At 41.7% G+C, this 13,728-nt stretch carries 9 protein-coding genes and 1 tRNA gene; 4 read left to right on the top strand and 6 right to left on the bottom strand.

The genetic code is table 11. The features are described 5' to 3' along the window. Positions 1-36: 36 nt before the first annotated feature. From RS893_RS06960 to RS893_RS06940, 5 genes are all read right to left on the bottom strand, one after another. On the bottom strand, positions 37-1,365 hold the full coding sequence (locus RS893_RS06960) for an ABC transporter substrate-binding protein (protein ID WP_315790481.1): 1,329 nt from the start codon (positions 1,363-1,365) through the stop codon (positions 37-39). Positions 1,366-1,577: 212 nt separating this feature from the next. Beyond that, positions 1,578-1,669 (bottom strand) — tRNA-Ser (locus RS893_RS06955). A gap of 198 nt (positions 1,670-1,867) precedes the next feature. Beyond that, a complete protein-coding gene (crtB, locus tag RS893_RS06950) occupies positions 1,868-2,800 on the bottom strand; it encodes a 15-cis-phytoene synthase CrtB (protein ID WP_016864969.1) in 933 nt (310 codons plus the stop codon). Next, entirely contained in the window at positions 2,784-4,223 is a 1,440-nt protein-coding gene (gene pds / locus RS893_RS06945) for a 15-cis-phytoene desaturase (protein WP_315790480.1), read from the bottom strand. The genes crtB and pds overlap by 17 nt, the downstream gene beginning before the upstream one ends. Positions 4,224-4,411: 188 nt before the next feature. After that, positions 4,412-5,332 (bottom strand): PhzF family phenazine biosynthesis protein, encoded by a 921-nt coding sequence (locus RS893_RS06940; RefSeq protein WP_315791895.1) that lies wholly within the window; start codon positions 5,330-5,332, stop codon positions 4,412-4,414. Between the two features lie 333 nt (positions 5,333-5,665). On the opposite strand from RS893_RS06940, the gene RS893_RS06935 reads away from it, so the two are divergent. The 4 genes from RS893_RS06935 to RS893_RS06920 all read left to right on the top strand — a co-directional run bounded on the left by RS893_RS06935 (position 5,666) and on the right by RS893_RS06920 (position 10,244). Further along, the gene (locus RS893_RS06935) at positions 5,666-6,904 is read left to right on the top strand and encodes a septal ring lytic transglycosylase RlpA family protein (RefSeq protein ID WP_315790479.1); all 1,239 of its coding nucleotides are present in this window, start codon (positions 5,666-5,668) and stop codon (positions 6,902-6,904) included. A gap of 104 nt (positions 6,905-7,008) precedes the next feature. After that, a complete protein-coding gene (nagZ, locus tag RS893_RS06930; protein ID WP_315790478.1) occupies positions 7,009-8,097 on the top strand; it encodes a beta-N-acetylhexosaminidase in 1,089 nt (362 codons plus the stop codon). A 797-nt stretch (positions 8,098-8,894) separates the two neighbouring features. Further along, on the top strand, positions 8,895-9,212 hold the full coding sequence (locus RS893_RS06925; RefSeq protein WP_315790477.1) for a multidrug efflux SMR transporter: 318 nt from the start codon (positions 8,895-8,897) through the stop codon (positions 9,210-9,212). Between the two features lie 192 nt (positions 9,213-9,404). Continuing rightward, positions 9,405-10,244 (top strand): class I SAM-dependent methyltransferase, encoded by an 840-nt coding sequence (locus RS893_RS06920; RefSeq protein ID WP_315790476.1) that lies wholly within the window; start codon positions 9,405-9,407, stop codon positions 10,242-10,244. 20 nt (positions 10,245-10,264) lie between these two features. On the opposite strand, the gene RS893_RS06915 is transcribed toward RS893_RS06920, so the two are convergent. Next, entirely contained in the window at positions 10,265-13,534 is a 3,270-nt protein-coding gene (locus RS893_RS06915) for a PAS domain S-box protein (protein WP_315790475.1), read from the bottom strand. Positions 13,535-13,728: the final 194 nt, after the last annotated feature.

Below are 13,728 nucleotides of genomic sequence, written 5' to 3'. Positions count from 1 at the left end.
ATTCATAATTCATAATTCATAATTCATACCTAGTTCTTACTTCGGGCTAACTTGCTCAATGGTCTTGATTTTGCCATCATCACCTACTGTCCAAACATCGTAGACACCAACCACATCGCCATTTTCGTCAATATCTACGTTACCGCTAGCTCCTTGATAGTTAATATCTTTACCTTCTTTAAGCAATTTCAAACCTTCGCAAACATCGCTAACTTCTACACCAGGAGCATTGGCAACTTCACGAATTTTATTGGCGATGCCAACACCTGTGTTTTCCTTTGCTGCTTGGGCAGATAAAACTAATAAGGCAGCTGCATCCCAACCATGAGGAGTATATGGTGCGGGTGGGGATTTTCTTTTTTCTTGCCAAAGCTTGGTGAAAGCTTCTAATCCTTTACCGTTAGAACCGGGAACTGTACCGATAGCTCCAGCAACGATGTATTTACCATCAGGAGATTTACCTACTCTGTCTGGGAATGTATCTGACTTCACACCATCAGTCAGCATTATCTGCACCCCTTGAGTCCCACCTTGCTGGTATGCGGATTTCAGAAACAGGGCTCCGGTTTCTTCGTAAAACACACCTAGTACTGCATCTGGCTTACCTGCAAAAGCTGCTTGTGCTTCGGTATCAAATGTGGTGGCTTTGGGGTCGTAGCGAACAGGGTTGCTTTTATTTACTACCGTTCCCCCTAATTTTTCAAATGCTTGTACAAAGGCTTTTTCAAATCCCACACCATAGTCATTGTTAATAACGACAGTGGAAACTCTCTTAAAACCTTTTTGATTAGCAAGTTGAGCTAAAGCTTGAGCTTGGTAGGTATCTGGAGGTGCAGTACGCGCCCAAAAGTTTTTGTATTCACCTTTTGCTGCTTTTTCGGTAAATACAGGGCTAGTGCTGCCAGGAGAAATGAGCATGACTTTATTAGGCACAGCTATGGAAACAGCTGCACTGGAGACACTACTAGCAAAAGAACCAACTACACCCGCAACTTTATCTAAGGTTGCCAGTTTAGTCATACCAGCAGCACCTGCTTTAGGGTCAGTTTGATCATCGACTTGCACTAGGGTTACAGGTTGTCCATTCACACCGCCACAAGCATTGACGGTAGTTACTAATAAGGGAACGGATTGCACCATCTGCTGTCCAATCGCAGCTAAGTCACCTGTGGTTGGTAGCAGTGAACCTATTTTTAACCCTTGAGTGCTACTGGAAGCTGTAGTTGTTGAACCTGCTGGAGTACTGGCAGCTCCATCAGTACCTGTGTTTGAGGTTGTGGTGGTGTTGCCATCACAAGCCGCTACTAAAAAGCCTGTTGTGAAGGTAGCTATAGCTAGAGCAAAAGCACTAATAGTTTTTTTCATATATTTAAATTCCACTCCTTATTTTGCTCAATAGCTGATCATTAACAGATACAAACTTACTTTCTAATTGCAAGATAAGTTTAATCTGTAATCGCTCCAAAGGATAAATGATAGCATCTGCCAAAAGGAGTATTTCTATAGATATCTACAGAGGGAATTTATCGCGTCCTTAACAAATAGAGACGCGAGTAATCGCGTCTCTAGTAAAAAAACGGAGAAGGAGGGATTCGAACCCTCGGTACGGCCTTTCGATCCGTACAACAGATTAGCAATCTGCCGCTTTCGACCACTCAGCCACCTCTCCACTATGTCGAATATAGATGTTAACAGATTATTTTGGTAGAGTCAAGAGTCCTTCGATTTTAGATTTTAGATTTTGGATTTTGGATTGACTGCACAGATTTTTCTAGGGGCTTGTACCATCAAAGAAGTATCGGTCATTTGTCATTGGTCATTAGTAGTTATTACAAAGGACAAATAACAAATGACAAATGACCAAATTTTATAGTACTTGCGATCGCAACCACGCCAGTGGAATACTACGTATCTTTTGCCACTGCGGTACGTAAACACGTTGACTGAATACGTTGTAGTCGTTACGCTCAATCTTTTCCAGGATTTTACTATATTGCATTAGAGCTGCCCATACAGGCAACCGTGCATCTGGAGAGAGGTAACTAATACCCTTTTCTGCCTTTTTATAAAATTGGCGGGTGCGAGCAATTAAAAAACGCATTAAAGAACGCCAGCGCTCATCTACCACGCCTTTGAACAAATCCTGCTCAGTGTAGTTGAATCGTGCTAAATCCTCTAGGGGAATGTAAATTCTTCCCCGTCGTGCATCCTCATGCACATCCCGTAGGATGTTAGTGAGTTGACTGGCAATTCCGAGTGCGATCGCTTCTTCAGTGGGCAGATAAGGTAGTTGATTGCGGTTCCAAGGAGCAGTGTTTTGCTTAGTATCTACTCCCATAACCGCCGTTGACATTAGCCCTACAGTACCGGCGACACGGTAACAGTACAGGTATAACTCGTCGAAGTTTTCGTAACGACTGCGCTGTAAGTCCATACGCTGACCAGCAATCATATCCCGAAAGGGCTGAATATCCATCGGAAAGCGCTGGAGGGTATCAACTAAAGCAACATCATAATTATCTACTGGATGTCCCGCAAAAATGGATTCCAGCTGCTGCTCCCATTTATCTAAGGTTTCTGGTGTGGTAATAGCAGCCGCCGGACCGTCCACCAGTTCATCGGTACGGCGACACCAGGCATAAATTGCCCAAATAGCTGGACGTTTTGCCTTGCTCATCAGCAAAGTGCCAAGGTAAAAAGTTTTGGCATACTTTGCTGTGATTTGACGGCAAAGTTGATAGGACTCATCCACAGAGACCGGCGGTTTCATGCGCGGGGGGGAATCAGACAGTTGCAGCATTCGTTGCGGGCTGGGGGGTTTGCATTTGCAGGTTTGATGAATTTGCCACCAAGCGTCCTTCAGCAATTGCCTGCGCTGTCAGCTTACCAGAAAGCACAGCACCTTCCATACTACCGAGATAGGGTTGCATAGTGTAACTCCCACTCAGAAAGAAGTTGCTAATCGGTGTTTGCTGAGAAGGACGGTACTGTTGGCGACCAGGAGTTGCTTTGTATACTGAACGCGGCGTTTTGACTACATGATATTTCAGCAATTTTGCTGGATTGTCTCCGTTAAAGTGTGAGGGAAAGAGTTTTTGCAACTCCGCAAGAGTTACCTGCAAAATCTCTTCATCGGATTTGGCAATCCAATCTTTTGCCGGAGCCAAAACCAATTCCAGCATTGAGCGCTCAGGATTGGCGTACCCACGGCAGGTATTGCTCATATCAGCATAAACGCTGAGTAGAGGCGAGCGCGAAAATAGCAACTGGTCTATATCAGTAAGTTTGCGGTCGAACCACAACTGCAAGTTTATCACAGGCACGCCCTCTAACCCTTCTAGCTTTTGGAAGAAGTCATTTTTCTTCCAAGGATTTGGTAGCATCACCTTCATAACGTCCACTGGCATTGCCGAAACGTAAATATCAGCAGTTTCTATGTAATCCGCTGCTCCATTGAGTCCCCGCATCAAGAATCCTTTCACTGTACCGTCTTCATTCAGCAAAATTTCTTTTAATGGAGCATTTAACCGTACTTCTCCCCCACGTTCTGTAATATAATCTACCAACGGCTGACACAGACGTTCTGTGGGTGAGCCATCCAAAAATGCCATTTTGGAGCCATCTTTTTGTTGGAGGAAGCGACTTAGGGCAGTTAATAATACTACTGCTGAAATTTCATCAGGATTGATAAAATTAAGCGATTTTGAAGCCGCAATAAAAATATCTTGTTGGACATCCTCGCTCACTCCTTGCTGTTTCAGCCATTCGGAAAAAGTATATTGGTCTGTGGAATCAACATACTTTTGTCCCCGGAGCATTGCGGGAACCAATCCCTTGGCTAATTCGATTTTTTCTCCCCAGGTAAGCATATCGTTATTCCGCAAAATTGCCACGATGCCATTTAAAGGTGCTGGCAATTCTGGAAAATCAAACCTGCTATAGGTTCCCGGCTTTTCAGGCTGGTTGAAGATCATAGTGTGTTTTTTCCACTGCAAACGGTCTTCAACTCCCAGTTCTTTCAGTAGCTGCAACATATTGGGGTAAGCCCCAAAAAAGACATGCAAACCAGTTTCGTACCAGTCACCGTCTGCATCTTGCCAAGCTGCTACTAACCCTCCCAATACATCCCGGCTTTCCAAGACAATGGGGGTATAACCTAAATCCGTCAAATATTTAGCACAGGAAAGTCCTGCTAAACCTGCTCCGGCGATCGCTACTCGCATTTAACTTTACTGCTCTTCAATATTTCTTAAGGGTTTTGCCGTACTCATTATACTTTGCAAACCGTTACATTTGCAGAAGATGGTTGATTGTTGGTTGTTGTTTGTTGGTAGTTAGTGGTTAGTAGTTAGTGGTTAGTAGTTAATCACTATTTCTCTACTACCTCCACCCCTCATACCCCTCACACCCCTCACCTCCCCATCTCCCCATCTCCCCATCTCCCTATCTCATACAAACCCCTCGCAACCATCACTACTCGTCCTCCCACGTTCACATCAATGGTTGTATCTTTTTGCTCTGCTTGTAGCAAAATCAAAGAAGGTCTATTAATTTCATATCCCTGCTCGACTCGTAAATTAATTTCTGATTTGTTGAAATAAGAATGTTGAACTAAATAACCAGCCAAACATCCATTGGCGCTGCCAGTGGCAGGGTCTTCTGGTATACCGAGATAATCGCAGAATACTCGCACATTCAGATCATTCTCTTGTTTGTATGTTTCTGGGCAAAATACAAGGATACATTTCGCATCTATGCTGTTAATCAGTTCAAAATATTTGTCTCTATTAACTTGAATTCGCTTCACAGATTCCAGAGTATTTAGAGGAACAATAATAAAGGGAACTCCTGTAGAAACTGCTTGAATTGGAAAACGAGAATCTATCTCATCTAACTCTATTCTCAAAACTTCAGCTATTTTGTGTCTATCCAAGATTTGATGAAAAGTTGGCGCTTGTTGCTGCATCCACAGATATTCTCCAGAACTATTGTGTTCAGTAATTTTTACTGGTATTTGCCCAACTTTTAAATTTAATAAAATTTTTTTAACAGAGTTTTTAATAATCTCTTTTTGGAGGATATAGGCTGTGCCCAAAGTAGGATGACCTGCGAAAGGTAGTTCTTGTTTTGGTGTAAATATTTTTACATTATATCCCTCGGATACTGGCTGAGTTGAACTCACAAACGTAGTCTCAGAATAGTTAATCTCTTTTGCTATTTGCTGCATCTGCTCTGTAGAAAGATTAGCCGCGTTAGTAAAAACTGCTAGTTGATTACCAGTATATTTTGCTTCAGCAAATACATCTACAATGTAAAAAATCATACTCTTTATTTTTTATTCTACGTGTTTAGACTGGACTGAATGAACAGATTTTTGCATATTTTGTGGATTTTATTTGCGTGTCTTATAAAAAATTTAAATTGAAAAACCAGTATAAATTGCTTTTCACATCTGAAAGTTTTATAAAACATTGATTTGCTTATTTAGCATTAACAGTATAAGATGATCCCTGCTGGGAATCGCTCATTTGGTGTGTGTCTAACTAGATGCATATTCTTTTTCAAAGAAAGAATATATGTACAAATAGTTGTTGAGAAACTTGGGAAAACATCAATAAAGTTGTACCTGTAGAAAGGCGCACTGTTCTGAACATTGACAATAACCATGATATTGTTTGGACTACTTTGGGCTACATCCTGGATTGGTTCATTTTTGTCGCTGAATCAAAGCTTGCCACCAAGCATTGCATCAACAGTTGATTCGACAAAAGTTTCTGCCAATTTAGGTAAACTGGTTAGTAAGTCTCATACATTTTTTATGCAGCCAAAGCAACCAGTAAAATTTTGGACGACGACGCTACTACCTACACGTTTTTTAAAGATAGATTGGGGAGATAAAGCAGCAAAACCTACCATAAATAAATCGTCAAATGCTTTGAAAGTAAAAGCTAAAAGCAGCAAAAATCAATTTTGTTCTTCCCTCCAGGTAACTGAAATTCGACAGCCTTCTGTCAAAAGTGTCAGTAATTTATCAGCCGCTACATTTATAGAAGCAACTTCAACTCAACCAGCTTTTCTAGCAGATAAAATCTTGCGATCGCTGCATAACTTCTTCCACTTTTCCACTTCTTTCGAGTCTTTGTTTAGTTCTTCATCAGGTTTGCCAGTGAGTGTGGTGCATCGTGATGAAAGTAATTACGAAGTTTGGGTGAATAACCGCTTGATTGCAAATTTACCTAATAGATTGCAAGCAATTTTGATGCAACAACGATTGAGACGATTGTTGCAGTCATCTAATCTCAATGCATTGCAACTGCAACCAGCATTAGTAGATGGCGTACCAGCATTAATGGCAGGAAATCGCTATCTATTTGGCATTAACAAACAAATTACTCAAAAAGCCAACCGTAGTGGTGAATTATTAGCAATTGAATGGACTAATAACCTACGTACGGCGATAAGCGCACCGACATTATCACTTGTGGAAGGGCAATTAGAGATGTATGGTTTAAAACCCTCCCAGAAAAAAATCTATGGCTTGGCTTCTTGGTATGGCCCATTTTTTCATGGTCGCTTAACAGCAAATGGTGAAATATTCAATCAAAATGAATTGACAGTTGCTCATAAATCTTTGCCTTTTAACACCTTTTTAAAAGTGACTAACTTGCAAACTGGCAAAGCAGTAATTGTGCGGGTAAACGATCGCGGCCCTTATATTCCTCCTCGCAGTCTAGATTTGTCACCAGTAGCGGCTCGTTGTATCAATAGTGAAGTAGCCGGAGTTGTACCCTATGAAGCAGTGATTCTACAATCAAATAAAGCGAAAATGACTCTCAAAAATCTGAACCTAAATCAAAAAAACCAGAAACCTACTAAAAAGCTGGCAATTATCACCGATTTGTGAGCAATTTATCAACAAGCCGTGAACTAGAGTTCCGGCTAATAGCTCAAACCCACTCAAGCGGGTTAGAATTTGTATCCCAGTAGGTTTAGCATAAGGAACCCATCATGGCAGCAGCGCAAGATATGCATCGCTTTGGACGTCACCTCATTGTTGGTATTTCTGGTACTAAATTAAGCGATGAGGATAAACGCATACTGAGTGAGTTAAAGCCAGTGGGGATTATCTTTTACGCTAAGAACTTTCGTTACGGTATTCACTACGAAGAATGGTTGCAAATCTATCAGGATCTAGTTAATCAAATTCGGCAATATGCTGAACATGACTCGATGTTGATCACCATCGATCATGAAGGTGGTACTGTCCATCGTCCATATTTACCAATCACTCGATTTCCCCATGCTTTCTTGTTGCAGTCTCGGGCGCGTGAAGTCGCAAAAGCAGCAGGATTAGAACTCAAGTCATTGGGAATTAATATATCCTGGTCGCCTGTAGCAGATATTTTCTCTAATCCTAATAACCCAATTATCGGATCTCGCGCTTTTGGAACCACGCCGGAAACTGCTGCTGCTGGCGCGCGTGATTATTTCCTGGGACTGCGGGAAGTTGGGATTATTGGTTGTGCTAAACACTTTCCTGGACATGGAGATACCAGCATAGATTCCCATTTAGAGTTACCAATTCTGAATTTAACCATAGAAGAACTACGAAATCGCGAACTTATCCCCTTTAAAGCACTAATTGCCGAACAAGTGCCGATGATCATGACTGCTCATATTTTATTTCCACAGATAGATGCAGGTGTACCTGCAACACTCTCACAAACTATCTTAACGAGCATACTTAGGGAAGAACTTGGGTTTGCAGGAGTGATTATATCTGACGACTTGGATATGAAAGCAGTCTCAAATATGTATGCTAAAAGTGGCACCGTGGCACAGACATTTAATGCTGGCTGTGATTTGTTCATTATCTCGGGCAATCTACCTTCATCATCTATGGAACGCACCTTTGCGATCGCTCAAGATTTTGTAGACTCTGTGAGTAACGGTAGCCTGGATGAGCGCATCGTTGAAGCAGCAAGAATGCGAATTGATAGTTTAATCGCCATGACGCCGCAATACTCAGTTTCTGCCCTTGACCAAGATACACTCAAGCAACATGCAGAATTAGCGATCGCTTGTACTTTTAAATAGGTCTGTAACTCGATAAAGCGATCGCATTCCTAGTACTTTGGTAAAAAAGTAAAGTTTAGTTGCAGAATAATTTATTCTCATTATGGTAGTGATAACTTATTAATTGAAGCTAGAAAGCTTCCCTGGCAGATTTAACAGCCAATGTTCATTTTAGTTAAGAGGTAAAGAAGCTGTTTTATTGCAATCTGTCTCGTCAACTAACACCAACACCCAACTCGAATGCTAATATTTCCTCATAGTAGTAAAGTGAGGGCAATGTAACTGTTTTGAAGCAAATTTCAAGCAGTACAACCCTAAGTTAAATTATGTAGAGAGAGGAAATTTCTAAGCGATTAGATGCTTGGGTGTTGTTGTTTTAAGAGGGAATTATTTCAAATTTAGTAGATTTTTCTTTGGTAACGATGCGCCGATGGTGCGTGATTTTGATATGCCTTAGAGAAATTAGTTTAAGTTTTTCTTGAGTTTATTTTTAAACGCTGAGGGTCGCGGAGGTTAACGCACCAGGTAGCAGAGTGTTAATAGAGCTACTTCGTTTTGTGTTTTAAAAAATTTGGGATGGACCTTCTTGTACCATTTTATAAAATTACTGATACAATTCCTCCACGCCAGGTGCTTTATGCCGGGAAAGGAGTCCACTGCACTGGCTCCCCTTGTCCTCCTTGTCCCTGACCACTTAATGTCTTAGACTTATGGCACCTAGCCCTGGCGATGGCAAACTAATAGAATTTGAGTAATTAGTTTTAAAAGCAGTCACACATCACGTTAAATTATTAGTTATGAACTTAGAGAATAATTTCATGGCTTGGGTTTTTCTGTTTCTAGCAATTGCTTGTGAAATTTTTGCAACTACTTCTCTAAAATTTGCAGATGGCTTCTCAAAACCGATTTACTTAATGGGGTCAATAATTGGTTATCCTCTTGCATTTAGCTTTTTTGCATTCTCTCTGAAAACAATTGAAATTAGTGTTGGATATGCTATCTGGTCTGGAATAGGAATTATTGGAACATCAATATTGGGTGCAATGATTTTTCAGGAAAGTATTAGCCTAGCTAAAGTCTTATGTATTGGCTTAATTTTTGTGGGAGTAATTGGTTTAAATTTAATTAAATATTAGTAAATTTATAATCAATGAACTAAGAGTTAATAAGATGTAGAAAAGCGATAACATTGGACATTAAAATCATGAATTTTTGAGAAATTCTCAAGATTCTGTTATGAGAAACTGATAATTTTTGTGCAAAGAGTGTGATGATAATCGGTTGCAAATATCTGCAATAGTACACTATAAATTGTTAGGAGAATGCCTGTGATTTCTGCTACTGAACTAGAAATTAAGTTGTATGAAGCCTATGATGCCAGCTACCAAGTCTTTCTGCAAAACTGGCAAGTAAATCGCCAAGTAGCTCTTGATTTAATGCAAAAACACCTGAAGCCATACTCCCCACAAATAGCTGTATTAAGTGTTGGGGCTGGGCCAGGTGATTTTGATGTACAGGTGATATTTACTCTCAAGCAACAAATATCAAAAGAATTAAAACTTCGATATGTCGCTGTTGAACCAAACCATTTACATCGACAGCGTTATGAGCAAAAAATTACTGCCCCAGAATTTGCTGATGTTGATTGGAAAGTTCATCCAGAAAAAATTGAAGAATTTTGGACAGATGAAAAGTTCGATATTATTCACTACACCCACTCAATGTATCATATGCCCGGTTACGAGAAGCAGCTTGTACAAAGGGCAATGGAGATGCTTAAAGATCATGGCTTTTTAATCCTGACTCTTGATACTACAGACGCAGTTATTTATGACACTATCTTTAAATATGCTGCCCTCACGGGAGAAGGCTTTACAGAAATGCTACAGATGGAAAAAATGCAGACTATGGTTGACGAGCTGGGATTGTCTTATGAAGTGGTAAATTATCCAGAATACATGGATGTCACGCTTTGCTTTCAAGACAATTCTTTAGCAGGGAAAGCACTTATGGATTTCTTTTGTCAGGCAGACTCGAGCCAGCTTTCTGATGAACAACGGCAAGAAATGTTACATGTTTTAGCGTCTCACATTAGTGAGCAAGAGGGCAGGAAAATTGTTCCACTACCTGCTGCAACAATGATTATTCCCAAGCAAATAAAGTCATGACTTACAGAAACGTTAGTTGCTTAATGTTCAGTATATAGGCTGGCGATCGCTCTTACCAATTCCTCTGGATCTACAGGTTTAGATAGGTGCTTTTGAAATCCCGCAGCGATCGCTTGTTGTTGATTCACCTCACCTGCATAGGCTGTCAGAGCAATTGCTGGAATTTCTCCGCCTTGCTCTTTTGAGCGGGCTCTCACTTGTCGAATCAACATATAACCGTCCATTTCTGGCATCCCAATGTCACAGATCAAAATATTGGGTGGTGAGTTTGTTAATATCTCTAGCGCCTCCCGTGCTGATGCAACTTTGGTGACATTTGCTCCAGCTTGTTCTAATACAAAGCTAATCACCTCACGGGTATCTGATTCATCGTCTACAACTAGGATGGCTAATCCATGCAAATTAGGTGAGTCTTCTAATTTAGTACTTTTTTGGTTTGCCTGTACAGTTGTACCTGCCAAAGGTAACTTGACGGTAAATTTTGCCCCTTGTCCTTCTCCCTCGCTCTCTACAGAGACACAACCGCCATGCATTTCGACAATATGACGCACAATCGCTAATCCCAATCCTAATCCACCAAACTTACGAGTAATTGTGCTATCGGCTTGTCGGAACGTATCAAATACATAGGGCAGAAACTCAGGGTTAATTCCCTTGCCTGTATCTTTAACTGTAATTTGGGCATGAGTATCAATATACTCCAGCTTGATATGAATCTGTCCACCAATGGGAGTAAATTTCACTGCATTGGATAGCAGATTCCACATGACTTGTTGTAAGCGATTTGGATCACCACTCACTTGTTTGTTCGTCGGCTCAAGTTTCGTATCAATTTGAATTGATTTAGCTTCTGCTGCCAAACGTACCGTTTCTTTTGCTGCTTCAATTGTCACAGCTAAATCAACAGGACACACATTGAGGGTAAGTTTACCTTGTAGGATTCGCGAAACATCTAGCAAATCTTCAATCAGTTGAGTTTGTAGTTTGGCATTGCGCTCAATGGTTTCTAAGGCAAATTCTGTCTTCACCTCATCCAATTTTTTAGTCCGCAACAATTTTGTCCAACCAAGAATAGGATTGAGCGGAGTGCGTAGTTCGTGGGAAAGCACAGCTAAAAATTCATCTTTGATGCGATTAGCGGTTTCGGCGGCTTCCCGTGCAACTTGTTCCCGCTCCAGCAGTTGTTCTCGTTCAGCTTCAGCAATTTTGCGTTCAGTAATGTCTAAAAACGCACCCACAGCTCCTCTAACCTGACCTTGCTCATCAAATAGGGGAGCTGCATAGCCGTACAAATTAAACAACGTACCATCATGCCGTAGAATATCGACCTCTGCCCCTTCCACTGTCACACCATGAATCGCTGCAAAACGCAGAGGAGTTTCTTCTGGACGCAGTTGTTTGCCATTGCTAAAAATTTTATAGGGAGGGTTAAAATTAGCTTCTAATGGAGTATATGAGGCATTGTCCTCCTGGGAAATTCCCAAAATTTCGGCAAAGCCAAGGTTGGCTCGCACATGTTTAAACTCTGGATCTTCACTTATGAGAATGCCGATCGGAATGACTTCAAATAGGGTTTCGAGTTCGTCAACTCGCTTTTGTAAGTCTCGGTTGAGAATAGCAATTTGTGCTTCGGCTCGCTTGCGATCGCTAATATTTAGAAAATAGAGCGTCAGTCCCGCAGCAGAAGGGTAAGCACGGGCAGAAAACCAGGCATCAAAGGGGGGATAATAGTCTTCTAGTTCCAGTGGCACTCCCTCAGCTACTGCCCTTTTGTACAACTGACCGAAACTGGTTTGTGCGAGTTCGGGAAATTCTTCCCACAGATTCTTGCCCAGCAATTCCTCGGGAGAACGCCCTAAGGTACGCGTGCCTTCATGATTGAGGTAGGTAAAGCGCCACTCATGGTCAAACGCCAAAAAGCCGTCGGTGATACTCTCCAAAATTTGGGTGATTTGTTCTCTAGCAGTTTCTGCTTCCACCCGCGCTGCTTGTTCGCGAATTAGGAGTTGTTCGCGCTCCTGTTCTGCTTTATATTGAGTAGTTATGTCAGTCATGGTAACGAGCGCCAAAATCACTTCACCTGTCTTATTACGCACAGGTGTTCCTCCATACTGAGCCACCCAACGCTTACCCGTATCTGTTCGGTGCAGTTGCAGCCGTCTTTCTGAGAAGGTTTCGCCAGCCAAAGCATGGGAGATGGGCCAGTCTGCCACCGCTAGGGGTTGACCATCAAGTTCGCATACGTCGAATAGGCTACTAAAAGACTGTACGTGTTGACGTACCTCTTCGACAGATTGGAAACCATGCATCGCCAATGCTGCTGGATTAAACATCAGGACATTGCCTTGGGGATCGGCAATCACTAGTCCTTCAGTTATGCTATTAATTACAGCTTCTAATTGTGCCAAGTGGGTTTCCAGTGCTTCCTCGGCCTGCTTGCGATCGCTAATATCAATATTAACGCCTAGAAACCGTTCAACCTGCCCTTGGGCATTGCGGATGACTTGTCCTTGCGATGCCAGCCAGCGCACAGAACCATCTCCTCGAATAATGCGGAACTCGTCATAATAGTTTTCCCCGTAGGCAAATACCGTTTCTACATTAAGCATCGCTTGTTCGCGATCATTGGGGTGAATCAAATCAATCCCAGGTTGAACACTCGGTTCTTCACTATTTTGTTCTAGTCCTAATAATCTCCAGACGCCTTCTGACCAGGATACTTCACCAGTTTGCACATTCCATTCCCAAGTGCCAATTCTTGCTGCCCTTTGTGCCAATCGCAACCGTTGTTCGCTTTCTCGCAATGCTACATCTGTCTGTTGAAGTTGCGATGCCAACTGATGGACATTTTTCTGGACTTGTTGGCATTCGGATAGCGCTGCTTGCTGATCAGTAATTTCTTTGATCGCATTTACGGAACCGATGAGATTTCCTTGTTCATCATGCAACTGGGAAGATTTTACCTGCACTCGCTGAATTTTTCCCTGGGGAGTTTGGAAAAGGCATTCACGGCAAAATTCCCCAACTGCAAATACTGCTTCCACCCACACTGCCATGATAGATTCCCGTTCATCAGGGTGAAGAAACTGCACCCAACTTGCTTCTAAAATTTCCTCAGCCTTGAAGCCACACACAGATTCAGCACGAGGGTTGATATATGTACAGCAACCTTGGGTATCTGTCGTAAAAATACCTACCGGACAACAAGCACTTAAAGCACGAAAAAATTCCCCACTATGGGGTAATGAGTTCCCTGAGTGGTTAGATTCATTGTTGCCCTGTCTTTGCATAGGTTGCAATGGGGGTGAGGAGTATAAGCCAATAATTACATTTATATATTGATGGAAAACATCAGCTAACCAGTCGAATGAAATATTTTGAATAGAATAGACTTCTTACAACAGGTCAAATAAAAAAGGCGATCGCTTTTACGTCGCCCTTTTTTAATTAGTTTGCAGTTAGCACCAAGTGTGCTTTTCTTTTA

This window comes from Fischerella sp. JS2 (genome assembly GCF_032393985.1).
GTDB lineage: Bacteria > Cyanobacteriota > Cyanobacteriia > Cyanobacteriales > Nostocaceae > Fischerella.
This window is presented reverse-complemented; position numbering and strand designations above follow the sequence as displayed.